At 68.5% G+C, this 26,572-nt stretch carries 21 protein-coding genes; 7 read left to right on the top strand and 14 right to left on the bottom strand.

Features of this window, described 5'->3' with window-relative positions:
* Nucleotides 1-336 precede the first annotated feature (336 nt).
* From ABZY20_RS18315 to thyX, 3 genes are all read right to left on the bottom strand, one after another.
* Entirely contained in the window at nucleotides 337-2,022 is a 1,686-nt protein-coding gene (locus ABZY20_RS18315) for a ribonuclease J (RefSeq protein WP_356442559.1), read from the bottom strand.
* Nucleotides 2,023-2,178: 156 nt separating this feature from the next.
* Nucleotides 2,179-3,078: a 4-hydroxy-tetrahydrodipicolinate synthase gene (gene dapA / locus ABZY20_RS18320; RefSeq protein WP_356442560.1), complete on the bottom strand. Its 900-nt coding sequence runs from the start codon at nucleotides 3,076-3,078 to the stop codon at nucleotides 2,179-2,181.
* Nucleotides 3,079-3,289: 211 nt separating this feature from the next.
* A complete protein-coding gene (gene thyX / locus ABZY20_RS18325) occupies nucleotides 3,290-4,030 on the bottom strand; it encodes an FAD-dependent thymidylate synthase (protein ID WP_356442561.1) in 741 nt (246 codons plus the stop codon).
* Nucleotides 4,031-4,185: 155 nt separating this feature from the next.
* Between thyX and ABZY20_RS18330 the strand changes: the two genes are divergently transcribed.
* Nucleotides 4,186-4,425, top strand: coding sequence for a hypothetical protein (locus ABZY20_RS18330; RefSeq protein ID WP_356442562.1), 240 nt, complete (start codon nucleotides 4,186-4,188; stop codon nucleotides 4,423-4,425).
* Nucleotides 4,426-4,536: 111 nt separating this feature from the next.
* Nucleotides 4,537-5,091 carry a hypothetical protein gene (locus ABZY20_RS18335; RefSeq protein ID WP_356442563.1) on the top strand — a complete coding sequence of 185 codons (555 nt, stop codon included), beginning with the start codon at nucleotides 4,537-4,539 and terminating at the stop codon, nucleotides 5,089-5,091.
* Between the two features lie 94 nt (nucleotides 5,092-5,185).
* On the opposite strand, the gene ABZY20_RS18340 is transcribed toward ABZY20_RS18335, so the two are convergent.
* From ABZY20_RS18340 to rpsO, 5 genes are all read right to left on the bottom strand, one after another.
* Nucleotides 5,186-5,641: a hypothetical protein gene (locus ABZY20_RS18340; RefSeq protein ID WP_356442564.1), complete on the bottom strand. Its 456-nt coding sequence runs from the start codon at nucleotides 5,639-5,641 to the stop codon at nucleotides 5,186-5,188.
* 13 nt (nucleotides 5,642-5,654) lie between these two features.
* The gene (gene dapB / locus ABZY20_RS18345; protein ID WP_356442565.1) at nucleotides 5,655-6,407 is read right to left on the bottom strand and encodes a 4-hydroxy-tetrahydrodipicolinate reductase; all 753 of its coding nucleotides are present in this window, start codon (nucleotides 6,405-6,407) and stop codon (nucleotides 5,655-5,657) included.
* Nucleotides 6,408-6,434: 27 nt separating this feature from the next.
* Nucleotides 6,435-7,814, bottom strand: a complete 1,380-nt coding sequence (locus tag ABZY20_RS18350; RefSeq protein WP_356442566.1) for a pitrilysin family protein — start codon at nucleotides 7,812-7,814, stop codon at nucleotides 6,435-6,437.
* Entirely contained in the window at nucleotides 7,811-10,030 is a 2,220-nt protein-coding gene (locus tag ABZY20_RS18355) for a polyribonucleotide nucleotidyltransferase (RefSeq protein ID WP_356442567.1), read from the bottom strand. The genes ABZY20_RS18350 and ABZY20_RS18355 overlap by 4 nt, the downstream gene beginning before the upstream one ends.
* A gap of 351 nt (nucleotides 10,031-10,381) precedes the next feature.
* Nucleotides 10,382-10,669, bottom strand: a complete 288-nt coding sequence (gene rpsO, locus ABZY20_RS18360; protein ID WP_003993372.1) for a 30S ribosomal protein S15 — start codon at nucleotides 10,667-10,669, stop codon at nucleotides 10,382-10,384.
* A 268-nt stretch (nucleotides 10,670-10,937) separates the two neighbouring features.
* Here rpsO and ABZY20_RS18365 point away from each other — a divergent pair, with 268 nt between their 5' ends.
* Nucleotides 10,938-11,213 carry a DUF397 domain-containing protein gene (locus ABZY20_RS18365; RefSeq protein ID WP_356442568.1) on the top strand — a complete coding sequence of 92 codons (276 nt, stop codon included), beginning with the start codon at nucleotides 10,938-10,940 and terminating at the stop codon, nucleotides 11,211-11,213.
* 459 nt (nucleotides 11,214-11,672) lie between these two features.
* On the opposite strand, the gene eccD is transcribed toward ABZY20_RS18365, so the two are convergent.
* Nucleotides 11,673-13,184, bottom strand: a complete 1,512-nt coding sequence (gene eccD / locus ABZY20_RS18370) for a type VII secretion integral membrane protein EccD (RefSeq protein ID WP_356442777.1) — start codon at nucleotides 13,182-13,184, stop codon at nucleotides 11,673-11,675.
* A gap of 331 nt (nucleotides 13,185-13,515) precedes the next feature.
* On the opposite strand from eccD, the gene eccCa reads away from it, so the two are divergent.
* Nucleotides 13,516-17,490, top strand: a complete 3,975-nt coding sequence (gene eccCa / locus ABZY20_RS18375; RefSeq protein WP_356442569.1) for a type VII secretion protein EccCa — start codon at nucleotides 13,516-13,518, stop codon at nucleotides 17,488-17,490.
* 381 nt (nucleotides 17,491-17,871) lie between these two features.
* Here eccCa and ABZY20_RS18380 read toward each other — a convergent pair whose 3' ends face one another.
* The 5 genes from ABZY20_RS18380 to ABZY20_RS18400 all read right to left on the bottom strand — a co-directional run bounded on the left by ABZY20_RS18380 (nucleotide 17,872) and on the right by ABZY20_RS18400 (nucleotide 22,317).
* Nucleotides 17,872-18,171 carry a WXG100 family type VII secretion target gene (locus tag ABZY20_RS18380; RefSeq protein WP_356442570.1) on the bottom strand — a complete coding sequence of 100 codons (300 nt, stop codon included), beginning with the start codon at nucleotides 18,169-18,171 and terminating at the stop codon, nucleotides 17,872-17,874.
* Between the two features lie 97 nt (nucleotides 18,172-18,268).
* Nucleotides 18,269-18,616, bottom strand: coding sequence for a WXG100 family type VII secretion target (locus ABZY20_RS18385; RefSeq protein WP_356442571.1), 348 nt, complete (start codon nucleotides 18,614-18,616; stop codon nucleotides 18,269-18,271).
* A 144-nt stretch (nucleotides 18,617-18,760) separates the two neighbouring features.
* A complete protein-coding gene (locus tag ABZY20_RS18390; protein ID WP_356442572.1) occupies nucleotides 18,761-20,053 on the bottom strand; it encodes a S8 family serine peptidase in 1,293 nt (430 codons plus the stop codon).
* Between the two features lie 24 nt (nucleotides 20,054-20,077).
* On the bottom strand, nucleotides 20,078-21,868 hold the full coding sequence (locus ABZY20_RS18395; RefSeq protein ID WP_356442573.1) for a hypothetical protein: 1,791 nt from the start codon (nucleotides 21,866-21,868) through the stop codon (nucleotides 20,078-20,080).
* A gap of 2 nt (nucleotides 21,869-21,870) precedes the next feature.
* Nucleotides 21,871-22,317 carry a DUF2563 family protein gene (locus ABZY20_RS18400; protein ID WP_356442574.1) on the bottom strand — a complete coding sequence of 149 codons (447 nt, stop codon included), beginning with the start codon at nucleotides 22,315-22,317 and terminating at the stop codon, nucleotides 21,871-21,873.
* A gap of 653 nt (nucleotides 22,318-22,970) precedes the next feature.
* Here ABZY20_RS18400 and ABZY20_RS18405 point away from each other — a divergent pair.
* The 3 genes from ABZY20_RS18405 to ABZY20_RS18415 all read left to right on the top strand — a co-directional run bounded on the left by ABZY20_RS18405 (nucleotide 22,971) and on the right by ABZY20_RS18415 (nucleotide 26,541).
* The gene (locus ABZY20_RS18405; RefSeq protein ID WP_356442575.1) at nucleotides 22,971-23,492 is read left to right on the top strand and encodes a hypothetical protein; all 522 of its coding nucleotides are present in this window, start codon (nucleotides 22,971-22,973) and stop codon (nucleotides 23,490-23,492) included.
* A gap of 118 nt (nucleotides 23,493-23,610) precedes the next feature.
* Nucleotides 23,611-25,938, top strand: coding sequence for a hypothetical protein (locus tag ABZY20_RS18410; protein ID WP_356442576.1), 2,328 nt, complete (start codon nucleotides 23,611-23,613; stop codon nucleotides 25,936-25,938).
* A gap of 93 nt (nucleotides 25,939-26,031) precedes the next feature.
* Nucleotides 26,032-26,541 (top strand): hypothetical protein, encoded by a 510-nt coding sequence (locus ABZY20_RS18415; protein ID WP_356442577.1) that lies wholly within the window; start codon nucleotides 26,032-26,034, stop codon nucleotides 26,539-26,541.
* Nucleotides 26,542-26,572 lie beyond the last annotated feature (31 nt).

A 26,572-nucleotide genomic window follows, 5' to 3' on the forward strand; every position in this document is an offset into this window, starting at 1 on the left:
AGTTCTCAAGGAACGGTCGCTTCCTTTGTACTCACCCTCTCGGGCTTTCCTCCGGGCGCTTCCCTTCGGTCTTGCGTTTCCGACTCTATCAGATCTTTCCGATCCGATTTCCTCGGTGCTTTCCAGGTTCCCGCTTCCGCGTTTCCCTTTCCGGCGCATCCGACTTTATCAGAGGTTTCTGAGTCGGATTTCCCTCCCCGGCCGGGCATGGTCCCGGTGCCTGAGTCGGCCCGGGTGCCCCGTCGGAAGGAGTTGTAAACCTACTGGAGCGGGGCGCCTCGATGCAAATCGAGGCGCCCCGCTCCCAGTTGGGCCGAGCTCAGGACCGACGGGCCGTCAGACCTCCACCACCACAGGCAGGATCATCGGCCGGCGCCGGTAGTTGTCCGAGACCCACTTGCCGAGCGTGCGGCGCACCAGCTGCTGCAGCTGGTGGGGTTCGACCACGCCGTCCTGGGCGGAGCGCTCGAGGACCTCCGTGATCCGCGGGACCACGTCACCGAAGGCGGAGTCCTCGATGCCGGAGCCGCGGGCCTGGATGTGCGGGCCCCCGGTGATCTTCCCGGTGGACGAGTCCATGACGACGAACACCGAGATGATGCCTTCGTCGCCGAGGATCTTGCGGTCCTTCAGGGCCGGCTCGCCCACGTCACCGACGGAGAGGCCGTCGACGTAGACGTAGCCCGCCTGGACCTTGCCGGAGATCTTCGCCCTGCCCTCGACGAGGTCGACGGCGACGCCGTCCTCGGCGATGACGATGCGGTCGTGCGGGACACCCGTGAGGGCGCCCAGCTCGGCGTTGGCGCGCAGGTGGCGCCATTCGCCGTGGACCGGCATCAGGTTCTTCGGGCGGCAGATGTTGTAGAAGTACAGCAGCTCGCCGGCGGACGCGTGGCCGGAGACGTGGACCTTGGCGTTGCCCTTGTGGACCACGTTGGCGCCCCAGCGGGTGAGGCCGTTGATCACGCGGTAGACCGCGTTCTCGTTGCCGGGGATCAGGGACGACGCCAGGATCACCGTGTCGCCCTGGACGATGCGGATCTGGTGGTCGCGGTTGGCCATGCGGGACAGGGCCGCCATCGGTTCGCCCTGGGAGCCCGTGCAGACCAGGACCACCTCGTTGTCCGGGAGGTCGTCGAGCGTCTTGACGTCCACGACCAGGCCCGGCGGGACCTTCAGATAGCCCAGGTCCCGGGCGATGCCCATGTTGCGGACCATGGAGCGGCCGACGAAGGCGACCCGGCGGCCGTACTCGTACGCGGCGTCCAGGATCTGCTGGATGCGGTGCACGTGGCTGGCGAAGCTCGCGACGATGATGCGCTTGCGGGCGCCCGCGAAGACCTGGCGCAGGACGTTGGAGATGTCCCGCTCGGGCGGGACGAATCCCGGCACCTCGGCGTTCGTGGAGTCCGACAGGAGGAGGTCGATGCCCTCCTCGCTCAGGCGGGCGAAGGCGTGCAGGTCAGTGAGGCGGCTGTCCAGCGGGAGCTGGTCCATCTTGAAGTCGCCGGTGTGGACCACCATGCCGGCCGGGGTGCGGATGGCGACGGCCAGCGCGTCCGGGATGGAGTGGTTGACCGCGATGAACTCGCAGTCGAAGGGGCCGATGCGCTCGCGGTTCCCCTCGACGACCTCGAGGGTGTACGGGCGGATGCGGTGCTCCTGGAGCTTGGCCTCGATCAGGGCGAGGGTCAGCTTGGAGCCGATCAGCGGGATGTCCGGCTTCTCGCGCAGGAGGAAGGGGACGCCGCCGATGTGGTCCTCGTGGCCGTGCGTGAGGACGATGCCCTCGATGTCGTCGAGGCGGTCCCTGACGGACGAGAAGTCCGGCAGGATCAGGTCGATCCCGGGCTGCTCCTCCTCGGGGAAGAGCACGCCGCAGTCGACGATCAGCAGGCGGCCGCCGTACTCGAAGACGGTCATGTTCCGGCCGATCTCGCCGAGGCCGCCGAGCGGGGTGACCCGCAGGCCGCCTTCGGGGAGCGGCGGGGGCGAGCCGAGTTCAGGATGCGGATGACTCAAAAGACTCTCCTCACCACACGCGCCACGTACCGGTGGGCACGTGGCGCGCGTGACGTTCGTGCAGAAGCAATTGTCGTGTTCGGTGTGGTGCGGGCACCGGTGGCCCGCTTATTCAGTTGTGAAGCACATGCGCGAGGTTCCGCGCGAAGTCTGGTGTCAGAGCTGTACCCCGCCGGCGGCAAGATCGATCTTGAGTTGCTCGATCTCCTCGGGCGCGCATTCGACCATGGGGGCGCGCAGGGGTCCGGCGGGCAGTCCCTTGAGGGCGAGCGCCGCCTTGGTGGTCATCACGCCCTGGGTGCGGAACATGCCGGTGTAGACGGGGAGCAGCTTCTGGTGGATCTCCGTGGCCTTCTGGACGTCGCCCGAGATGTAGGCCTCGACCAGGGCGCGCAGCTCGGGGGTGACCACGTGGCCGACGACGGAGACGAAGCCGACGGCGCCGACGGAGAGCAGGGGCAGGTTCAGCATGTCGTCGCCGGAGTACCAGGCGAGGCCGGAGCGGGCGATGGCCCAGCTGGCGCGGCCGAGGTCGCCCTTGGCGTCCTTGTTGGCGACGATCCTCGGGTGCGCGGCGAGGCGGACGAGCGTCTCCGTGTTGATGGGGACGCCGCTGCGGCCGGGGATGTCGTAGAGCATGACCGGCAGGCCGGTGGCGTCGGCGACGGCCGTGAAGTGCCGGTAGAGGCCCTCCTGCGGGGGCTTGTTGTAGTACGGCGTCACGACGAGCAGGCCGTGTGCGCCGGCGCGCTCGGCCGCGCGGGCGAGTTCGATGCTGTGGTGGGTGTCGTTGGTGCCGACTCCGGCCACGACGTGGGCGCGGTCGCCGACGGCTTCCAGGACGGCTCGTACGAGGTCCGCTTTCTCCGCGTCGCTGGTGGTCGGGGACTCGCCGGTGGTGCCGTTGATGATCAGGCCGTCGTTGCCTGCGTCCACCAGGTGGGTGGCGAGTCGCTGAGCGCCGTCGAGGTCGAGTGCGCCGTCCGCCGCGAAGGGCGTGACCATGGCGGTGAGGACCCGCCCGAAGGGGGTCTGCGGAGTCGAGGTCGGAGCCATGGGTTACACGCTACTCGCTGCTCAGGACCGGGTCTGCCCTCGGGGGACGCGACAAGTCATGACAAAGGTGGAGCCCGGCACTGCCTGCTCGGGGGTTCAAGCAGTGCCGGGCCCGTTTGATCAGGCTAGATGAACTTCGCGAAATGCCGCAATACGGACACTTCGCACGGCTGAACCGTACATCTGTGCTCGACCGGGGAACCTGGTCGCGTCACGGCGCCACTCGTCCGTTGGCGTTGAAGGCGGCGTAGGTGAGCGGCATGAGCCGGGCCCACTCGGCCTCCATCTTCTCGCCGACCATCTCGATCTCGCGCTGCGGGAAGGACGGGACCTTCGCCAGCTCGTGCTGGGTGCGCAGGCCGAGGAAGTGCATCAGCGAGCGGGCGTTGCAGGTGGCGTACATCGACGAGTACAGCCCGACCGGGAGGACGGCCCGGGCGACCTCGCGGGCCACGCCGGCGGCGAGCATCTGCCGGTACTGCCGGTACGCCTGGCGGTAGGCGTCCTCCATGGCCGCACCGACGAGCTGGTGCTGCTCGGGAGTGCCCTCGACGAACTCGTACTTGCCCGGGCGCCCCTGCTGGATCAGCTTCCGCGAGGTGTCCGGAACGTAGAAGACCGGCTGGAGCTCCCTGTAGCGGCCGCTCTCCTCGTTGTACGACCAGCCGACGCGGTGCCGCATGAACTCGCGGAAGACGAAGATCGGCGCGCTCACGAAGAAGGTCATGGAGTTGTGCTCGAACGGGCTGCCGTGCCGGTCCCGCATGAGGAAGTTGATCAGGCCTTTCGAGCGCTCGGGGTCCTTCTGCAGTTCCTCGAGGGACTGCTCCCCCAGGGTGGACACCCGCGCTGCGAACAGCACGTCGGCGTCGGCCGCGCTGTGTTTCACCAGCTCGACGGTGACATCGCTGCGCAAGTCGATCTTGAAGTCGTCGTCGGGGGTCTCGGTCACGGTTCGCAGGGCCTTCCGTTACGTCTCTGGGCGACGCCACTCTACGTTCAGTGACGTGTCGCGATGAAGTCGGTGAAAGAGGGCACCTCTGGGGGAGCTCGTTCGTCTTACGGACGAGAGTGATCCGTTCCACCCTGAAGGGAGACGCACCCCTGATGTCCGGTCGGCGTGAACCCGTACCGTTCGCCTTCGTCGCCGAGGCCGACAGGTTCCGCAGCAATGTCACTCCCCCACCCCGAGAGAAGCCGTCCGCCGGCCAGTTGGCGAGCCGCTGGCTGCTGGGACTCACCATCGTGGCGGGGCTCGTGGGGTCCCTGGTCATCGGGACGCCCGCGCTGACGCCCGACCAGTCGGGTCAGCAGCCCCAGCAGTCGCAGGCGTCCGAGAGGCGCTGAACCGCCCCTGGAGGGCGGTGACTCCATCCGGCCCCCGACGGTGGTGACCGGGGACACAGATCGGTAGCCTCACCGGGCACAGCCCACGCATGGATCGAGTGAGGACCCGCCGTGCCCCTGCCCTTTCTGACGGCCGATCGCGTTTTCGAGGCGACGGACGACGTTCCGCTGCCCTACGACGACCGTGACCGCTGGCGGCGACCGTACCGGCCCGGGCCGTGGCGTGTGGGGGCGGCGGCGCTCGCGCTGCTGCTCGCCTCGTTCGTGCTGTTCGCGGCCGTCATCATCGCGGCGACGGCCGAACCGGCCTCGGCCGGGCTGGTCTTCGCTCTGGCGCTGCTCGTCATCGCCGCGGCGCTGCGGCTGCTGCGCGTGGGCGTGTGGGTGAGCGCGCGAGGGCTGCGCCACGTGGGCTTCCTCACGACACGTACGGCGCCCTGGGAGCAGGTCGTCGCCGTGCGCACGGTGCAGCAGCCGGTGCGCTGGCTGGGGCTGCCCCGGACCGTGCAGGGCCAGGCGCTGCTGCTCGAGCGGCGGGGCCGGGCGTCGGAGGGTGTGCCGCCGCTGATGTCCACGCACGACGCGGACTTCCTGGGCCGTGCCGAGGCCTTCGACCGGGCGGCCGACTCGGTGGAGGTTTGGGCGGAGGAGTACCGCCCGCACTGAGGTGCTGCGTGGTTCTCCGTGACAGGCCGGAGGGGCCGGACCGTACGCGGTCCGGCCCCTCCGGCCTGTGCGGGCTGTGCGGGTCCTGGTTGGTTCAGGCCGTCTCGGGCTGCTTGCCGTCGTGCAGGGCGATGGCGCGCTGCATCGCCCTGCGGGCGCGCGGGGTGTCGCGCGCGTCGTGGTAGGCGACGGCGAGGCGGAACCAGCTGCGCCAGTCGTCGGGGGCGGCCTCCGTCTCGGCCTTGCGCCGGGCGAAGACCTCGTCGGCCGAGTCCCGGTCGATGCGCCCGCTCGGGGTGCGCTTCAGCTCGTCGACGGGCAGGCCGCCCTCGGCGTCGAGTTCGGCGGCGAGGGCGTTGGCCCGGCGGACGAACTGGGTGTTCTTCCACAGGAACCACAGGCCGATGACCGGCAGGACCAGCACCGCGACCCCGAAGGTCACGGTGAGGGGCGTGCCGGTCTCGATGAGCAGCACGCCGCGGCTGCCGACCAGGACGAAGTAGACGACCAGGACGGCGGCCGTGAGGGCGTAGGTGAGCTTGGCGCGCATGACGGTCCGCGGCTCAGCTCAGGTCCAGGAATTGTTCCAGGCCGAAGGTCAGGCCCGGGGTGCTCACCACGCGGCGGGCACCGAGCAGGATGCCCGGCATGAAGCTGCTGTGGTGGAGCGAGTCGTGCCGGACCGTCAGGGTCTCGCCCTCGGCTCCCAGCAGCACCTCCTGGTGGGCGAGCAGGCCGCGCAGCCGGACCGCGTGCACCGGGACGCCGTCGACGTCGGCGCCGCGGGCGCCGTCCAGGGCGGTGGCCGTGGCGTCGGGGGCCGGGGCGGTGCCGGCGGCGCGGCGGGCCTCGGCGATGAGCTGGGCGGTGCGCGTGGCGGTGCCGGAGGGGGCGTCGACCTTGTTCGGGTGGTGCAGTTCGACGACCTCGACCGACTCGAAGTACGGGGCGGCGATCTGCGCGAACTTCATGGTCAGGACGGCCCCGATGGAGAAGTTCGGCGCGATGAGCACACCGGTCTCCGGGGACTTCTCCAGCCAGCCCCTCAGCTGCGCGAGACGCTCGTCCGTCCAGCCGGTGGTGCCGACGACCGCGTGGATGCCGTGGCTCACGAGGAAGTCGAGGTTGGCCATGACGGAGTCGGGGGTGGTCAGCTCGACCGCGACCTGGGCGCCGGAGTCGGTCAGCGTCTGAAGCGAGTCGCCCCGGCCCAGGGCGGCGACCAGTTCCATGTCCTCGGCGGCCTCGACGGCCCGTACGGCTTCCGAGCCGATCCGGCCCTTGGCGCCGAGGACCGCCACGCGCAGCTTGCTCATCTCGTGTGCTTCTTTCACCAGGGGTTGTCAGGCGACGGCGTCGTGCAGGCGGGCCGCCTGTTTGTCCTTCAGCGGGCCGATGACCGACAGGGAGGGCCGCCGTCCCAGGATCTCGCGGGCGACCGCGCGGACGTCGTCCGGGGTGACCGCCGCTATGCGGGAGAGCATGTCGTCGACGGACATCTGCTCGCCCCAGCACAGCTCGCTCTTGCCGATGCGGTTCATCAGCGCGCCGGTGTCCTCCAGGCCGAGGACCGTGGAGCCCTGCAGCTGGCCGATCGCACGCCCTATCTCGTCGTCCGAGAGGCCGTGCTCGGCGACCTGGTCGAGCTCGTCGCGGCAGATCTTCAGCACGTCGTGCACCTGGGACGGCCTGCAGCCCGCGTACACGCCGAACAGGCCGCAGTCGGCGAAGCCCGAGGTGTACGAGTACACGCTGTAGGCCAGGCCGCGCTTCTCGCGGACCTCCTGGAAGAGGCGGGAGGACATGCCGCCGCCGAGGGCGGTGTTCAGCACGCCGAGGGCCCAGCGCCGCTCGTCGGTGCGGGACAGGCCCGGCATGCCGAGCACGACGTGCGCCTGCTCGGTCTTGCGGCCGACCAGCTCGACCCGGCCCGCGGTGCGCAGGGCGCGGCTGCCGCTGCGGGGGGCGACGGGGTGGGCGGTGAGGTCCTTGAAGGCGCCGGCCTTCTCGAAGGCGGCGCGGACCTGCCGGACGACCTTGGCGTGGTCGATGTTGCCGGCGCAGGCGACGACCAGGTGGGTCGGGTCGTAGTGCTTCTTGTAGAAGCGGCGGATGCGGTCGGCGGTGAGGGCGTTGACCGTGTCGACCGTGCCGAGGACCGGGCGGCCGAGGGGGTTGTCGCCGAACATGGTGTGCGCGAACAGGTCGTGCACGCAGTCGCCCGGGTCGTCCTCGGTCATGGCGATCTCTTCGAGGATGGCGCCGCGCTCGACGTCGACGTCCTCCTCGCGGATGAGCGAGCCGGTCAGCATGTCGCAGACGACGTCGATGGCGAGCGGCAGGTCGGTGTCGAGCACGCGCGCGTAGTAGCACGTGTACTCCTTCGCCGTGAACGCGTTCATCTCGCCGCCGACCGCGTCGATCGCGGCGGAGATGTCCAGGGCGGACCTGCGGTTCGTGCCCTTGAAGAGCAGGTGCTCGAGGTAGTGCGTGGCGCCGTTCAGCGCGGGGGTCTCGTCGCGGGAGCCGACGTGCGCCCAGATGCCGAAGGTCGCGGAGCGGACCGAGGGCAGGGTCTCGGTGACGATGCGCAGGCCGCCGGGGAGGGTGGTCTTGCGGACCGTGCCGATGCCGTTCTCGCCGTTGATGAGGGTTTGGGTACGGGCGACGGCCCGCGCCTCCGAAGAGGTGCGGGCCGTCGCCTCGGAGCCACGGGACGTCACTGGTCGGCGTCGTCCTTCTTCTCGTCCGAGCTGTCCTCGCCCTCGATCACGGGGATCAGGGAGAGCTTGCCGCGGGAGTCGATCTCGGCGATCTCGACCTGGACCTTGGCGCCCACGCCGAGCACGTCCTCGACGTTCTCCACGCGCTTGCCGCCGGCCAGCTTGCGGATCTGCGAGATGTGCAGCAGGCCGTCCTTGCCGGGCAGCAGGGAGACGAAGGCACCGAAGGTGGTGGTCTTCACGACCGTACCGAGGTAACGCTCGCCGACCTCGGGCATCGTCGGGTTGGCGATGCCGTTGATCGTGGCGCGGGCGGCCTCGGCGGCCGGGCCGTCGGCGGCACCGATGTAGATCGTGCCGTCGTCCTCGATCGTGATCTCGGCGCCGGTGTCCTCCTGGATCTGGTTGATCATCTTGCCCTTGGGGCCGATGACCTCGCCGATCTTGTCCACGGGGATCTTGACGGTGATGATCCGCGGGGCGTTCGGGGACATCTCGTCCGGCGTGTCGATCGCTTCCATCATCACGTCGAGGATGTGGAGGCGGGCGTCGCGGGCCTGCTTGAGGGCGGCGGCCAGGACGGAGGCGGGGATGCCGTCCAGCTTGGTGTCGAGCTGGAGGGCGGTGACGAACTCCTTGGTGCCGGCGACCTTGAAGTCCATGTCGCCGAAGGCGTCCTCCGCACCGAGGATGTCGGTGAGGGTGACGTAGTGCGTCTCGCCCTCGATCTCCTGGGAGATCAGGCCCATGGCGATACCGGCGACGGGGGCCTTCAGCGGCACACCGGCGTTCAGCAGCGACATGGTGGAGGCGCAGACCGAGCCCATGGACGTCGAGCCGTTGGAGCTCAGCGCCTCGGAGACCTGGCGGATCGCGTAGGGGAACTCCTCGCGCGTCGGCAGGACCGGCACGAGGGCGCGCTCGGCGAGGGCGCCGTGGCCGATCTCGCGGCGCTTCGGGGAGCCGACGCGGCCGGTCTCACCGGTGGAGTACGGCGGGAAGTTGTAGTTGTGCATGTAGCGCTTGCGGGTCACCGGGGAGAGGGTGTCCAGCTGCTGCTCCATGCGGAGCATGTTGAGGGTGGTGACGCCCAGGATCTGGGTCTCGCCACGCTCGAACACGGCGGAGCCGTGGACCCGCGGGATGGCCTCGACCTCGGCGGCGAGGGTGCGGATGTCCGTCACCCCGCGGCCGTCGATGCGCTTCTTCTCCTTGATCACGCGCTCGCGGACCAGCTGCTTGGTCAGCGAGCGGTACGCGGCGGAGATCTCCTTCTCGCGGCCCTCGAACTCCGGCAGGAGCTTCTCGGCGGCGAGCGCCTTGACGCGGTCCAGCTCCGCCTCGCGCTCCTGCTTGCCCGCGATCGTCAGCGCCTGGGCGAGCTCCGGGCGGACGGCGGCGGACAGCGCCTCCAGGACGTCGTCCTGGTAGTCGAGGAAGATCGGGAACTCGGCGGTCGGCTTGGCGGCCTTCGCGGCGAGGTCGGCCTGGGCCTTGCACAGCACCTTGATGAAGGGCTTCGCGGCTTCCAGACCGGCGGCGACGACCTCCTCGGTCGGGGCCTCGGCGCCGCCCTTGACCAGCTGGATGGTCTTCTCGGTGGCCTCGGCCTCGACCATCATGATCGCGACGTCGCCGTCCTCCAGGGTGCGGCCCGCGACGACCATGTCGAAGACGGCGTCCTCGAGCTCGGTGTGCGTCGGGAACGCCACCCACTGGCCGCGGATCAGCGCGACGCGGACGCCGCCGATCGGACCGGAGAAGGGCAGGCCGGCCAGCTGCGTGGACGCGGAGGCGGCGTTGATCGCCACGACGTCGTACAGGTGGTCGGGGTTGAGCGCCATGATCGTGGCGACGACCTGGATCTCGTTGCGCAGGCCCTTCTTGAAGGAGGGGCGCAGCGGGCGGTCGATCAGGCGGCAGGTGAGGATGGCGTCCTCGGAGGGACGGCCCTCACGGCGGAAGAAGCTGCCGGGGATCTTGCCGGCGGCGTACATCCGCTCCTCGACGTCCACCGTGAGGGGGAAGAAGTCGAGCTGGTCCTTGGGGTTCTTGGAGGCGGTGGTGGCCGACAGCACCATGGTGTCGTCGTCCAGGTACGCCACGGCGGAGCCTGCGGCCTGCTTGGCCAGGCGGCCCGTCTCGAAGCGGATGGTGCGGGTGCCGAAGGTGCCGTTGTCGATGACGGCCTCGGCGTAGTGGGTCTCGTTCTCCACTAGCAATTTCTCCGTTACTTGTCGTCTTTCGCCCCTCGTGCCCGTGTGGCCGGGGGGCGGTGGCGGAGAAGCGCTCCGTCTGGTGCGGGCCGGTCTTCGATCGAAGCACCCGGGGCTCACTTCCCCCCGGGGGCCACTACCGAGGACCGGCGGCGGCGAGGTGCGCTTCTCCTCGTGCGTGGTGCGTGACCCGCCCCTGTCCGTGTGTCGGGGCGCCGTCACGCTGTGTCGTCCGTATGGCGTTGTGCTACCACACTACAAAGGGGTGGTGACACTCCGCACGTACAGTTCCGTGCGTACAGCAAAGGGAGCGGTCCCGTTTCTCCCGGGAACCGCTCCCTTCACGGCGTCTTACTTGGCGCCCGCCGCACCGCGGCGGATGCCGAGGCGGTCGACCAGCGCACGGAAGCGCTGGATGTCCTTCTTCGCCAGGTACTGGAGAAGGCGGCGGCGCTGACCGACCAGGATCAGCAGACCACGACGGGAGTGGTGGTCGTGCTTGTGGGTCTTGAGGTGCTCCGTCAGGTCCGAGATGCGGCGCGAGAGCATGGCGACCTGGACCTCGGGGGAGCCGGTGTCGCCCTCCTTCTGGCCGAACTCGGTGATGATCTGCTTCTTCGTAGCGGCGTCGAGCGGCACGCGTACTCCTCGTAGTCTTTGTGTGGCCACCGAGTGCCCCCGGTCTGTGTCTCGGGGGAGCTTCCGTTACTCGGGAGGCGGGGATCCGCTGGGCGCGGCCTCCAGAGCGCGGGGCTCCGGGGGTGCGTACACAAACGGCCGTCGACCAGGGTACCAGGCGGTCGGGGCCCTCTTTGCCCTGGTCCCGCGAACCCCCCGGCGGAGCGGAGCGGGCCACTAGGGTGGGCGGGCTCGGATCGTTCGTACGTCGGGAAGGGGTCGCTGCGGCATGGCGGAGACGGCTGAGGAGATCAAGGCACGCAAGGAGCGGGAGCGCGACGAGCTCTACGCCCTCGACATCTCCGGTGTCGAGTGGCACTGCGCGCCGGGCGCCGAGGAGCACGAGGAGCGGGTCGAGATCGCGTACCTGCCCGAGGGGGCCGTGGCGATGCGGTCCTCGCTCGACCCGGACACGGTGCTGCGCTACACGGAGGCGGAGTGGCGGGCGTTCGTGCTGGGGGCGCGGGACGGGGAGTTCGATCTGGAGCCGGGGGCCGGGGAGTAGCGGGTAGGCGCGCGTGGGTCCGTCCGTAGGGCGGGTGCGCGTGGGTCCTTGGCCGTGTCCATGGCCGTGGGCTGTGCGCGCGTGGGTCCATGGCCGTGTCCATGGCCGTGGGCTATGCGCGCGGGTCCATGGCTTTGGGTCACGCGCGTGCGGGTCCTGGTCGGGGGCCACACGCGCGTGCGTGGTCGTTCGGCCGGGTACGGGCCGGGGGCCGGGGCGTCGACGGTGCTGATGCCCCGTGGGAGCCCGGCTCGCGCCCGGCGCGGGCAAGGTGGTGCGGTGGCACACGCGTGCGCGCGTCGCCGTCTTGGCGCACTTCCCGCATACCTCGACGGCCAGTGCTGCCGCTCCGCACGCGCGGGCATCGACCGATCACCCGTGTGGGCGACGCTTCCGGCCGGCACACCCAGGGCTTCGGCTGACGGCCGCGGCCGCTTCGCCGGTCTCGCGGACGGCGGCTCAGTTGCCGGCCATGGACCGCGCGGACGCGTACACGTCGAACACGGCGAGCGCCAGCGGGATCAGCGTCAGCAGGACGAAGGTCTCGGCGATCTCCGTGAAGCGCCCCCAGAAGGGGGTGACGCCGCTACGGGATGCGATCAGGCCGATTCCGGTCAGCAGGGCGGCGGTGGCGGCGATCGCTGCGGCGAGCCACACCGAGCGGACGTCGAGGCCGGTGGTGTCGCCCTGGAGCGCGTCGCGCAGGAGTTCCACGGGCGGGTTCAGGGCGAGCCCGAGGCCGAGGAAGACGAGGGCGGCGAGACCGGCGGCGAGCGTGGCGCCGACCTGCGCGGTGTAACGGAACAGGTGGGCCCGCATCAGCATGGCGATGCCCGTGGCGAGGGCGAGGAGCTGCGCCCACACGTTCTCGGAGAAGCCGAGCACGATGGACGCGCCGACCGTGACGAGCGCACAGCCGCCGACGAGACCGACGAGGAGTTCGTGGCCGCGGCGGACCTGGGCGGCGATGCGCCGGGCGTCGACGGGCTCGTGCCGGCCGGTGGGCTCCTCGGTGGTGTAGCCGCGGCCGGGGTTCGGCGGTTCGAAGCCGATGGGCAGCCGGGCGAAGCGCATGGACAGACCGGGCAGGAACGCGAGGGCGCAGACCGCGAGCGGGGCGCAGACGGCTGCCGTCTCGATGGGCTTCAGTTGCGTGAGCATCGCGACGAACGTGGTCAGCAGGCCGATAGCGGAGGCGAACACGAACGCCACGAACGGGCCGTCGCCGCTGGGCGACACCAGCGTGAGGACCAGGGCGGCGACGAGGACGGCCGCGCACGCGAGCAGGAACTGCAGGCGTCCGATGCCCTGCCCCTCCGACAGCGGGAGCAGTCCGGAGCCGGCCACGGCGATGTTCGGCAGAGCACCCAGGCCCAGGGCGACGGCCGAGCCGCGGTCGTCGTAGACGCGCGCGCGGACGCACGCGACGGTGACCAGGAGGAGACCGGTGACGGCGGCCAGGATGCCCTGGAGGCTGTTCATGTCGTGGCGGATCTCCGAACTCCAGACCACGAACGCGAGCAGTGCGGGCAGGACCCCGCCGGCGACCAGGCCGGCGGCGCGGGTGAGGGTGCCGCTCCACAGTGTGCGGTCCTCGGTCACGGCGGAGGCGACCGCTTCGGAGACGTCGTCGTGGACCGCCGGGGGCAGCGACTCGGCGAACGGACGCAGCGTCAGCAGCTCGCCGTCGAGGATGCGCTGAGCGGCGAAGGAGCGGGCTGCGTCGAGGACGGTGCCGTCCCGGCGCACGAGGTGGTAGCCGACCGGGGCGCCCTCGGCGGGGCTCTGCCGGGAGAGCCGCAGGATCTCCGGGTAGAGGTCGGCGACTGACACGTCGTCGGGCAGCGCGACGTCCACACGGCTGTCGGGCGCCACGATGGTGACTCGGCAGAATCCGAACCCGGTGCCCGCCCCGGAAGGGGCTCCGGTGCCCGCTCCGCCGGTCGCGCCGGTCGGCGCGGAGGCCGTCATGCTCACCTGCTGTTCCCCCTCGTCGATGGTGCGGCGTTCGCGGTGTCGAGCGCGCGACCGCCTGTAACGATGCCGTGTGGGTTGCGCCTTGCCGGCCGCGCCGTCGGTCCCGTACGCCCCGTCGCGCGTGAGCAGGCGGCGAACCCCCTGACGATCAGTGCGCAAGGTCTGGTTTTCCCGCGCCCGATTCGCAACTGCTCACTGGTCTCACGGGCACCCTACCGCCCACCGATGTCAGTGGTTGTCAGTAGGATCGCGCTTCGCGATCGACATTCGCCGGACACGGGGCGGCGGACGGAACGGTCGCTCCGGCAAGGGGAATTGGTGCGAAGTGAGCCACATCGTCGTCAAGCGCCCACCGCGGGCTCTGCCGCGGGAAGTGCCCACGAACGAGGTCGTCCTGCAACCTCCGCCGGAGCTGCCGCGCGGGGAGCGGGAAGGCGCCCTGATGCAGCTCCTGCCCATGCTCGGCATGGGCGGTTCGGTGGTGTTCTTCTTCAACCCCCAGGCTCAGCCCTTCATGAAGATCATGGGCATGGTCATGGTGGCCTCCACGATCGCGATGGGCATCGCGATGCTGATCCGCTACCGGCGGGGCAGCCAGGGGCAGATCGCCGACATCCGCCGCGACTACCTGCGGTACCTGTCGCAGACCCGGCGTGCGGCACAGCGAACCGCCAAGGCGCAGCGCGACGCCCAGTACTACCTGCACCCTTCGCCTGAGCAACTGTGGGCGCTGGTCGCCGAGGGCAGCCGGGTGTGGGAACGCCGCGCAGGCGACGAGGACTTCGGGCAGGTGCGCGTGGGTCTCGGAGCGCAGTCCCTGGCCACCCCGCTGCTTGCGCCGGAGACCGCCCCGGTGGACCAGTTGGAGCCACTGACGGCGGGGGCCATGCAGCGGTTCCTGGCCACGCACAGCACACTCGACGATCTGCCGATGGCGGTCTCCCTGCGGGCCTTCTACCACGTGTCGATCAGCGGTGATCCGGTCACCGTGCGCGGCGCCGCCCGCGCGGTCACCAGCGCCCTGGCCTCACTCCACTCCCCCGAGGACCTCGTCATCGCCGTCGCCACCGGGCGGGAGTCCGCGCCCGAGTGGGAGTGGGCGAAGTGGCTGCCGCACGTGCAGGCCAGAGGCGAGGCGGACGGCGCCGGCAGCCTGCGTCTGATCACCACGAACCCCATCGAGCTGGAGGACCTGCTGGGTGCCAGGCTGCAGAGCCGCCCGCGCTTCCACCCGAGTGCGCCGCCGGTGCCCGAACAGCCGCACGTGGTGGTCGTCCTGGACGGTGTCTCCCTGCCGCCGACCTCGCTGCTCGCCAGCCCCGAGGGACTGCAGGGCGTGACCGTCCTGGAGGTCGTACCCGGCGAGCTCACCACCGGGCGCGGCGACCTGTCCGTCGTCGTGCACCCGCGCGAGCTGCGGCTGGAATCGGCGCACGGCATGGTCTACGAGGGCACACCCGACGTGCTGTCCTACGAGGCGGCGGAGGCGCTGGCCCGGCAGCTGGCGCCGCTGCGGATGGCCTCCGGCGGTGACGACGACGAACCGCTGCTGGCCAACCTGGAGTTCACCGATCTGCTGAACCTCGGGGACGCCGCCGCCGTCGACCCGCGGCGCACCTGGCGGCCGCGTTCGCAGTCGGAGCGGCTGCGCGTGCCGATCGGTGTCGGCGAGGACGGCCGGCCCGTGATGCTCGACCTCAAAGAAGCCGCCCAGGAGGGCATGGGGCCGCACGGCCTGTGTGTGGGCGCGACCGGTTCCGGCAAGTCGGAGCTGCTGCGCACCCTGGTCCTCGGCCTCGCGGTCACCCACTCCTCCGAGACTCTGAACTTCGTCCTCGCCGACTTCAAGGGTGGTGCGACGTTCGCGGGCATGTCCCAGATGCCGCACGTGGCCGCGGTCATCACCAACCTCGCCGACGACCTGACCCTCGTCGACCGCATGGGTGACTCGATCCGCGGCGAACTCAACCGCCGCCAGGAGATGCTGCGCGACGCGGGCAACTACGCCAACATCCACGCCTACGAGAAGGCCCGGGCCGCCGGTGCCGCGCTGCAGCCGATCCCCTCGCTCGTCCTCGTCATCGACGAGTTCAGCGAACTGCTCACCGCCAAACCGGACTTCATCGAGATGTTCGTGCAGATCGGCCGCATCGGCCGGTCGCTCGGCGTGCACCTGCTGCTGGCCTCGCAGCGCCTGGAGGAGGGCCGCCTGCGCGGCCTGGAGACCTACCTCTCCTACCGGATCGGTCTGCGCACCTTCTCGGCGGCCGAGTCCCGCGCCGCGATCGGCGTCCCGGACGCCTACGAGCTGCCGAACGTGCCCGGTTCCGGCTTCCTGAAGTACGGCACGGACGAGATGGTCCGCTTCAAGGCGGCGTACGTCTCCGGCGTGTACCGCTCCAGCGCCCAGCAGGCGGCGACGTACGGCGGTCCGCTCCCGGTGGACCGCCGGCCCGTGCTGTTCACCGCGGCGCAGGTACCGGTGCAGTACGTGGCGGTGCCGCAGCAGCGACAGCAGGGGGAGCCCGAGCGGACCGATGACGCGCTCGCCGACACCGTGCTCGACGTGATCGTGCGGCGGCTGGAGGCACAGGGCCCGGCGGCCCACCAGGTGTGGCTGCCGCCGCTGGACAGCCCGCCGTCGCTGGACTCCCTGCTGCCCGGCCTCGCCGCCGTACCCGGCCGCGGGCTGACGCAGCCCGGTTACGAAGGCGCGGGCCGGCTGGTGATCCCCGTCGGCCTCGTCGACAAGCCGTTCGAGCAGCGCCGTGACCCGCTGTGGACGGACTTCGGCGGTGCGGCCGGCCACATGCAGATCCTCGGCGGCCCGCAGTCCGGCAAGTCGACCCTGCTGCGCTCGATCGTCGCCTCGTTCGCGCTGACGCACACCCCGCAGGAGGTCCAGTTCTACGGCCTGGACTTCGGCGGTGGCGGTCTGGCGTCCGTGGCGGGACTGCCGCACGTGGGCGGCGTCGCCTCACGCCTCGACCCGGAGAGGGTCCGGCGCACGGTCGCCGAGGTGTACGGCATCATGACCCGCCGCGAGGAGTACTTCCGCACCTCGGGCATCTCCTCGATCGCCGAGTTCCGCACCCGGCGCGCACGCGGTGAGATCTCCACGACCGACCAGCCGTGGGGTGACGTCTTCCTGGTCATCGACGGCTGGGGCAACTTCCGCCAGGACTACGACGGTCTGGAGCCGGCCGTCGTCGACATCGCGGCGCGCGGCCTCGGTTACGGCATGCACGTGATCCTCACCGCCTCGCGGTCGATGGAGGTCCGCTCCAACCTCAAGGACCACCTGATGAACCGCCTGGAACTGCGGCTCGGCGACCCGATGGACTCCGAGTTCGACCGCAAGGTCGCGGCCAACGTGCCGACCGGTGTCCCAGGCCGCGGCCAGACCCCGCAGCGCCAGCACTTCATGGCGGCGGTCCCCCGCATAGACGGTCTGTCCTCCGACACCGACCTGGCCGAGGCGACGCAGGCGCTCGCCGCGGAGGTCTCCCGGCACTGGCAGCAGCCCGGTGCCCCCGAGGTGCGGCTGCTGCCCCGGGAGTTCCCGGCGCAGCAACTCCCGCCCGGCAACCGCTTCCCGAACCGCGGCGTCGCCTTCGCTCTTGACGAGGACAACCTCGAGCCGGTGTTCGTCGACTTCGAGCAGGACCCGTTCTTCCTCGTCTTCGGCGAGAGCGAGTCGGGCAAGTCGAACCTGCTCAAGCTGCTCATCCAGCAGATCACCGCGCGTCACGACGGCAACGAGGCGAAGCTCTTCGTGGTCGACAACCGGCGCTCGCTGCTCGGCGTGACCCCGGAATCGCATCTGGCGGAGTACATCCCCATGTCCAACCAGATGCAGCACCACATGGACGCGCTGGCCAACCTGATGCAGCGCCGCACGCCGACCGCCGACGTCACCCCCGAGCAGCTGCGCGACCGCAGCTGGTGGCAGGGCCCCACCGTGTACATCGTCATCGACGACTACGACCTGGTGTCCACGTCCAGCGGCAACCCGCTGGCCGGCCTCACGGACATGCTCCCGTTCGCCCGGGACGTCGGCGTCCGCTTCATCATCGCCCGCTCCACCGCGGGCGCGGGCCGCGCGGGCTACGAGCCGTTCATGCAGCGCATGAAGGAGCTCGGCGCCCAGGGCGTGGTCCTCGCCGGTGACTCCGCCGAGGGCGACCTGCTGGGCGGCGTACGGCCGCGTCCGATGCCCGCGGGGCGGGGCGTGTTCGTGTCGCGGAAGCGGGGAAAGCCGTTGGTCCAGGTGGCGTTGGTGGCGGACGGGCTTCGGTGACGGGCACCGCCCGTGCGCGGCGGGCGGCTTCGGGGTCGTTTCGCTTCGTTTCGCTTCGGCGGGGCGGCCCCGTTGCCGTTGATCGCGGCGGTCGGGAGAGGGATCGGCCGGAGAGATGCCGTTAAGTCATAGCGCCCGGGGTTCGGGTGCCCACTGCTGTGGCTGGGCATCGGACGCGGCTGTGCTCGGTACGGGACTCGGGGTACGGGGCTCGGGGGCCATGGCAGGAACCGCGCCACCAGCTCATGCGGCGGCAGCGCGCACACGACGCCGGCTCCCCTCCTGCCCCCTTGCGTCGCTCGTCCCGTCCCCCACACGCAGCAGGGTGGACGCCTCCCGCGCGCGCCCACCCTGTGTTCGTCCTGCGAACCAGCCGTCCTCTTACAGGAAGTAGCTGGCGGCCTTCTTGTCGCCTTCCATGTACGTACCACCGGACTGGCCGACGACGTGGCCGATGCCCGTCAGCGCCTGGTGGATGTCGTTGGCTTCCTTGTCCCAGCGGGCCAGCTTGTCGCCGAAGGAGCCCTGGGCCTGACCCGCCCAGTACTGCTTGCTGCTCTCGACCATCTTGCGGAGCTCCGCCAGGTCTTGCTCGAGCTGCTTCGCCTCGTTGCCGATGTTGGTGGCCGCGAAGTCCAGCGCGTCGTACGTTACGGAAAGACCGTCATCGTTACGGCTCATGCCTGCCTACCTCGTCTCACTCGTATGCGGTGGGTGATATGGGGGATGTCGTGCTCCAAGCCCTCAGCCCGGACCGAAGTCCTCGGGTCAGGGCCGCTCACATCGAGTTGAAAGCCGACGGCTGAACCGTGGGGGCACCGTCCTGGAGGTTGATCCGGTTGACCGCCGCGCGGACCTCGTCTTCCTTGCTGTCCTTGATGTTGCGCGTGGTGGTCATGGCCTCCATGACCTCACCGAGGATGTTGCCGATCCTGGCCAGAGACTCGTTGATCTCGTACTGCTTCCGGTCGAACTCGGCGCGACCGATGCCCTGCCACTGGCCTTCGAGGCTGTCGATGACGCCCTGAAGTTTGTGCACCCGCTTCCGGATGCCCTCGTACTTCTCGAACATCTGCTTCTGCAGCTTGACTACTGCTGCGTCTTCGAGCTTCTGGTCCATCGCCATGGCCAGCCATCCCTTCCGCTGTGTGTTGTCTGGTCGATCGGTCCCACGTCACCTCCTGTTGGAGAAGGTGAACGCGGTGTTGAGACCGAGCCGTAGGCCCTGTGGCTCACGGCCGGGTACGCCCGGCTCGGGTGGCTGGTCCAGTCACCTCGCGCGCCGCGCCCGCAGCACGGCGGTGCCGACACCGCTGATCACGATCACTGCGGCTGCGGCGCCCAAGGGGATCCACAGGGTGCTGCTGCTGTTGTCGTCAGCGGCCGCTTCCGCGTCCGATCCTGCCGCCGAAGTCCCGTCGGCTGAGCCCTTTTCGGGGGACTGTGACGCGGCTGCCGCAGAAGCGGAGGAGGAGTTGTCAGTGTCGTCCCTGTCGCTCGCGTCCCGTGCCCCTGCCTTGGCCAGCACGTCGCCCCCGTTGATCTCCGCCAGCGGGTCGACGTCCGGGGCGCCGGCGTCGTAGTCGGGGTCCGCCAGGACGACTCGCGGACGGATCATTCCATAGCCCGCGTACTTGCTGGGTTCGTCCTTGGGCCAGCCACGGCCGGCGGTGTCGAGCAGGGCTCGGGTGACCTGATTGACGGTCCAGTCGGGATGGGCGGACCAGATGAGTGCGGCGGAGGCGGAGACGAGGGCGGTGGCGTGGCTCGTCCCGCGCTGCTCGCAGTACGAGCGGAAAGTCTCGTCGCACCACCCGGGCACCTTTTCACCGGGCGCGACCAGGTCGGCGAAGCCGTGCGATGACTTCTTGGCGAAGTCTGAGACGTTGTAGGAGGAGCCGACTGCCGCAACCCCCAGCACGTAAGGGTAGATGGCCGGCGCGTCGGGGAATCCGTCGTTCCCTACTGACGCGACAAGCAGCTTGCCCTTGGAGGCAGCGTATTTCACGGCCTCCTCGCCCTCATCGGAGTGCATGCCTCCGATGGACAAGTTGATGATTCTGGCATCACTGTCGGCCGCAGCTCTCAGAGCCTCTGCTGAATCAGGCGACTTGGCGTACTCCGTCGGATCCGTCTCGAGCCCTTCGAGCGCGACCCGGTACGGAACAATTTTTGCGCCGGGCGCCAGTCCCTGAATGCCCCCGCCTGCTCCTGTGCCGACGATCAGCTCCGCCATGGTGGTTCCATGGCCGCTGAAATCCTTGGTGACGTGGTAGTCGAGAGCTCTGGGGACCTCGTCGGTCAGGACCTGGCCCTTCAGCGATGACGTGTTCGGGTTGACACCGGTGTCGATGACGGCAATCTTGACGCCTTCACCCGTGCTGACGTTCCACATCTGGTCGGTCTTCATCGGCCCCAGGTACCACTGCATCGACTGTGCGTCAGCCGCAGAGGCATTCGGGGTCAGCCCTATGCTCAGAGCAGCCAGAGCGCCGGAGAGCGCACCCAACGAACGCGCCCACCTGCCGCACCGTGTCCCGAGGCGCGTCGTCACTGACTTCATGGTGTTGTCAATCCTCGCTAGCACTCAGTTGACGACCGGCGGCACATCGCGCCGCGGCTTGCTGGGCAGGTGCGTCTCCTCGTCCTCGACGACATAGTCGGGACGCTGTGATCCCTGCGGCTCTCTGTCGTCGCCGGGCTTGCCCTTGCGGCCAGGCCGACGGGCGAGACCCGCGCCGCCTTGCGTCATGCCGTTGCGCTCGGCCTGAACAGCGGAGCTACGTCCCGTCGGGGTGCCTGTCACAGGTTTGGCCCCGCCCCCGGCACCGCCGCGAGAAGCACCGCCTGAGCCGGCACCGAGCTTCACGCCGGACTGAGGCGCGCCGAAGACGCCACGTTGTCCGGGACCACCGCTCGACGACCGGGGACCGCTCGTCGGACCAGCGCCGACCACTGTGCCCCGGGGAATTCGCGGCCCGTTCTTCGCTCCGGCACCCCCGGTGGCTGCGGGCCGACCTCCGACCACCCCGTTCGCGCGGCCCATGCCCGCGGCCGGGCCGGCATTGGCTCGGGCTCCCGTCATACCGCCGGGCCGGGGGGTGCCCCCGGACACGCCCGAGTGCCCCATCGGGAACGGTTTCGAACCAGCACCGACTCCCTTGGCGAGCGGCTGGCCGGACGCCGTGGGACGCCCCATCGGGTTGGTGGCACCAGGGCCCGAGGTCCGTCCGGTGGCGGGATTGGTCGGACCGGGCTGAGTGCGCCCCTGAGCGGACGCGGGAGTGCGCGGTCCACGAATCCCACCCGTGGTCCTTCCCTGGGACTGACCGGTGATTGAGGGCCCGTAGCTGTCGAACGATCCCGATTGGCCACTCACTGCGGGTGGGGTACCGGTGACCGGCGAAACGGGCCCGGTAACCGGCTGGGTGGTCGGCGGCAAGGTACCGACGCTGTCAATGTTCGTACCGACGAAGTCGTCCGGATAGGTGACCGTTCCAGTGGCGGGAACGCCCGGCACTGTTGTATCGCTTGCCCTCTGCACTCCTGGACGCCCGGCTGCTTCAGCCGGCGCGTCGTGACGTGAGGCTGCCGCGGCGCTGCCACTCGCTGCGGCAGACCCGGCGGATTCAGCGGGCCCAGCGGATCCTTCCCCGCGGGGAGCCGCCGGCACCGGGACGTTGGGCACCGTCCCGAATGTCGGAGGCTTCTCCTGCAGCGCCGCGAGCTGCTGACTCGACACCGCGTAGTACGACGCCAACCGATTCATCTGGTTGATCGCCTCTTGGCGGTCCTTTTCCACCTTCACAGCGGCGTCGTAATCATCCTTCTTCGCGGTCTTCTCTGCCTCAGTGAAGTTCTCCGGACGCTTGAGGTTCTTGGGGTCACGACCAGGCATGGCCTTGCGTACCGATGAGAGGCCCATCGAGGCGGCGACGAGTTGGTCGCCCGCCTTCCCGGCGAATTCGCTCAGGTCGGTCGAGCCCGTGACGAGCGACTCGCTCCACGCACGGAAGGCCGTGCCACCTTCACCGACCCACGTGACACCCTTGACGTCGTCACGCAGTGTGTCTGCCGCATCCTTGATGGCGGTCCGCGCGTCCAGCAGCGCGTTGCCCGATGACTCCAGATCCTCGGGGTCCGTCTGCTCGACCAGGTCGATCATCTCGTTGAGGTCGAGGTCCTTCGCCGCGAAGTCGGTGCTGGCGAAGACCGCCTTGCCAGGAGCGGTGGATCCGACCACCGCTCGGAGGGGATCGGTCACCAGCCGGGAAAAGAACCCGCTGCCGGCCGGGTGCTCGGCAGACCGAGCGATGTCGGCGAAGGAGTTCTGGTTGCGGGCGCGCTCGAGGTCTTCCCTGTGCTGCTCGTCTGTCATCGTCAGGCCCCCATCCCGGACTCGTTCTCGGCGGAGTGCTGGCGACTTGCCCTCTGCTCGATTTGCTTGATCTCCGAGCGGATCTCCCAGAACCGACGACGCTGCTCGTCGTCGAGATTCTCGTAGCCATGGGCCGCGCCCTTGACCGCGATGCCGATCGCCTCGATGTGAAGGTGCAGCGTCTTGGACAAGGTGGTGAGCTGCTCATGGACGCTGTTGTACTGGGTGTACAGACTGCGCGCTTCAGGAAAGGCGTCGGCGCGCCCGCTACTCAGTGAGGAGGCTTTGATTGTCTGCGCTCCTACCCTCTTCGGGTTGCCTGCCGACTCCTCAAGTGTCCGGAGCACCCCGTCCACTTGGGAGACGAACTTCCTGAGCGCCTCGTTACTCGCCTCCAGGTCCGCCTTTCTGGCCGCCGACGCGCCCCCCACCATGTCCGCTGGCAGCACGATGCCCTCTCCCCCGTTTCCCCGTGACATCCCATCGAGGCCGATCAAGTCCGGGCCGGCCCGCTTGCGCGCTCGCTCGCTCGCTCGCCATACGATCGCAAAGCGAGCCGCGCCGAACAATGCGTTTACCACTGTAGTCAACCCGCACTTCGGGTCCAACTGTGTTGCGTGTTGCTTCAGTTACGAGCCCGTGGGCACGCCACCGCAAACCCCGTGTGCCGCGTTGCTGAGGTGCCGGTCACCGCCAGCGCGAAGCCTCCACTGCGATCTTCGCCACACCTCCACGGGCGGGTCCCAGCGGCGCGCCACGAGGAGGAACCGGCCACCGACAGGCAACTCTGCGTCAAACTTGCACACGCACACAGCACTGCTCCGCCTGCTGACGCTACCGTCTCTCCCGCCACAGAAGGAAAGCAATCTGATGAGTGAGGCGCGCAGCGTCCGCAGGGCTCAACGCTCAGGCAGCTCAACCGAGTCTCACCCCTGCGGTAGTGCCTCGCCGTGTTCGGCCGCTGAGGCAACACGACCGAAGGCACGGGATTCCCCACGAACCTTCACGCCGGACAATCCACACACATGGAGAGCTGCGAGCTTCCGGCCCTACCAGGTTGCTAAGCTCCGGCAGCCGGGCAGCACGGGGGAAGGGTCCATCCATGGCATGGGACGAGTGGGAGCAGCTCAAGACCGAGGCCGGCGAACGGCAGTCCGCTCAGATGCAGTTGAACCAGCTCGACCCTGGTGACGGGTCGCCGGGTACGGCGGGCGGACGGTCGTCGTACGGCGATCTGAAGGTCGCCAACGCTTCGCTGACGAAGATCAGCAAATCCGCGCACAGCTTGTACAACGCCCTGTGGGACAAGGCCCGCGTCTCCGTCCCCAGCAGTGACTCCGCGGCCAGTGACCTGTCGAAGCAGGGCTTCGCCCTGGGGGCGGGGCTGCAGCACGTGTCGAACCGGTGGGAGGAACAGCTCAGGTCCCTCATGGACGCGTGCGCGCAGATCACGAACCATCTGCAGGTCACGAAGAAGATCCACGCCGGTGACGACAACTTCATCGTGCGCCAGATGAGCAGCATCGACACCTTGGATGCCGGCTTCGACGAGCGCGTCGGGCAGCCCGGCGAGAAGAACCGCATCTACGGGGAGAAAAAGGACGAGAAGAAGAAGGACGAGTAGCGGGCGGCTCAGGGGTACGCCGGTGTGTTTCCCCGGCAGCCGGCCGGTGACCAGCACGCGGCTCACGGACCCGCTCAGCCACTGCTCGACACTTCTGGACTTCTGGGGATAGAGACGGATGGACCTCGAAACTCTGCGCGACGCCAACTTCAAGCTCCTCGACGACGCCGTCACGGACTGGTCGACCCTGGTCAAGCACTTGGAGACGCTGAAGAAGGACGCTGAGGAAGAACTGCACCAGGCCGCCAACAAGGCGGACTGGGCCGGTGTGAACGCTCAGGTGTCGAAGGAGTTCATCGGCAAGACGGCCGGTGAGTTCAGCGACGCCCACACGCAGGCGACGACCATCCACAAGATCCTCGCGGACACGCGGACGGAGCTGAAGGGCTATCACCAGGAGCTCGTCAACGCGATCGACGGTGGCCGGAAGAACAACCTGACGGTCATCGGCTACGAGGGCGGGTTCACCGTCACGACGAACGTGCCGCCGGAAGGCCGGGCGGCGCAGGACAAGGACAACCAGTCCGAGATCACCGCGCTCCGCGACCAGCTCCAGAAGATCCTCGACAAGGCGACCGAGAGCGACAACTCGGCCAAGACGGTCCTGACGGCCATCGCCGACCAGAGCAGGCTCGGCTTCTCGGACGCCTCGTACAAGGACCGGGACAGTGCCGCGGAGGCCGTCAAGCAGGCCGACGAACTGGCGAAGCTGGCGCGGAAGGATCCCAGGGACCTCAGCACCGAGGAGTTCGACCGGCTCCTCAACGGGCTCGACAAGTACGGCAACGACGATCTGTTCGCCGAACGGTTCGCCACGACGCTCGGCCCGCAGAAGACGCTGGAGTTCTGGACCGGCGTCAACGACCCTCACCGGGGCAACTATGAACTCGGACAGGAGCGCCTGGACAAGTTCGACGATCTGCAGCGCAGCCTGGGCACCACGCTCGCCAATGCCACGCAGAGCGATTCCGTCGCGATGACCGACTGGAAGCGCACCATGGTCGACGTCGGCGACAAGCCGATCTACGGCAACAACGGCGGCCCCATGGGCTTCCAGGTCATGAGCAACCTGATGCGGACCGGGGACTACGACGACCAGTTCCTGAAGGACTACGGCAACAAGCTCATGGCCACCGAGCGCAAGCTCACCGGCAATGGGGAGCATGCCAACCCCGCGTGGGTGCGAGGGATGTCCGCTGGCCCTCTGCTGAACCGGATCGGCGACGACAGCGGCAACGATCCGCTTACTGGCTACCTGAAGGGCCTCTCCAACAGTCCCGACGCGGCCACGGACTTCTTCAACCAGGAGTTCGTCAACAAGGACGACAAAGACAACCCCTTCGAGCGGGACACCGACGGCAACGGCAAGAACGGCAAGGTCTCGCTGTCCAACTTCCAGTACCTGTTCGAGGAACGGGAATGGCCGGAGGAAACCGACAGCAAGGGCGAGGATCTTCACACGGGGAAGAACAACCTGGCGCTCGCCCTCGAAGCCGCGACCACGGGGCATCCCGCTGGTGAGATTCCCACCCCGGATACACCTGCCCACAACGAGGAGCAGACCAAGCTGTTCGAGAGCATCGTGGCCTCCATCTCCGACGACAGCACACGACTGACTGAACACGGCTACATGTCGGACAGCATGGGGCAAATCACCCGTGAATACCTGCCGGACATCAACCGTGCAATGACAGACGTGGAAATGAACGAGACGTCAGAGGCTACGCGTGACCAACGCGAACGGATACAGAATCTGTTTCCGATCTCTGGTTCAGACGCTCAGATGAACCACCGGGACGTGAGCCGTTTTCTCATGGCTGTGGGCCAGAACCCGGAGGGATTCGCCGCGATCGAGACCGGACAGAAGACCTACATGGCCAACCTCATGGACCATCACCTCAATCCGAGCCTGCCCGAGAGTAAACGGTACTCCAGCGACTTGGGGCTCACTGTCCGCGAAATCGCTCACGGATCCGGAGAAGTCTCAGGCTCTCTTGCAGTAGGCCGCATGGAGGCAGTTGCAGGCCCGGCGGAAGAGGACGACAAAGCCTACGAACACCGTATGGCCCAGTGGAAGAACGGTATTTCCGGATTCGTCGGCACTGGCATCGGCGTAGGCACTTCATTCATCGCCACTCCAGTTGGAGGGGCCGTAGTCGGTGGATTGGCGGGTACTGCGAGCAGCTTGGTGATGGAGCAACTTTTCAAGGACGCCGAAGGACGGGCCAAGGAAGAAGCTGGTCCCAAGATGGGTGAACGTTGGGAGAACGGGCAGGACCTTAATATTCGCTATACGATTCTCGCTGCCGAGCAGGCAGCCAAGGCGCACCACCTGCCTGACACAGGCACCATAGGTGAGTATGCACGCACAGGTGCACGCGATGGCTACCTCCATGCAGGCACATACTTGGATCAAGTTGCGCCCGAATTGCGGACCGATATCTGACCTGCCCGGAAGCGCAAAGCTGCATCTTCACACCCATGACGAAAGGAAAAAAGAGTGAGGCATCGCCGACGCGCGTCTGAAGGGCAACTTCGCATGGTCACAGCTTCAGCGCTGGCGATCATCGCACTCGCCGCAACAGCAGGCTGCTCATCGTCCGGCGAGAAACGGGATTACACCGTCCCATCATCCCTGTGCGGAATGGCTGTGCCGAGTGGCGAGTTGAGGACCTTCTTGCCCGCCGGCTCAAAGATCTCTGTTCAGGACACCACACCTGTCGACCGTACGAAGAGATGCATCGTCACCGTAGACGGTGACAGGGCTCTGGTTGCTAGCAGGGAGTGGTGGGAAAAAAAGGACGACATCGCGACCGTAGCGTTTGCTCATTCCCAAGTTAAGACTGGAGAACTCGGCGATCGAGGCCGAATTCTTTACTCAGAGCTGGGCGCCGTCGGTAAAACGCGGTGCGTCGATGCAGCCCACCCAGAGGATGTCTTGTACGTCGCGGTGGAAGCATACAACGAGGGTTCGAAGAACGCACCCGGCATGAAGAAACTCATCGCCTCTTACACAAACGCTGTCGAAAGCTCAAGTGACTGCCGGTGATTGGGCTCTTGACGTGAGCGTCTCGGAAAGA

The organism is Streptomyces sp. NPDC006624 (genome assembly GCF_040611555.1).
GTDB lineage: Bacteria > Actinomycetota > Actinomycetes > Streptomycetales > Streptomycetaceae > Streptomyces.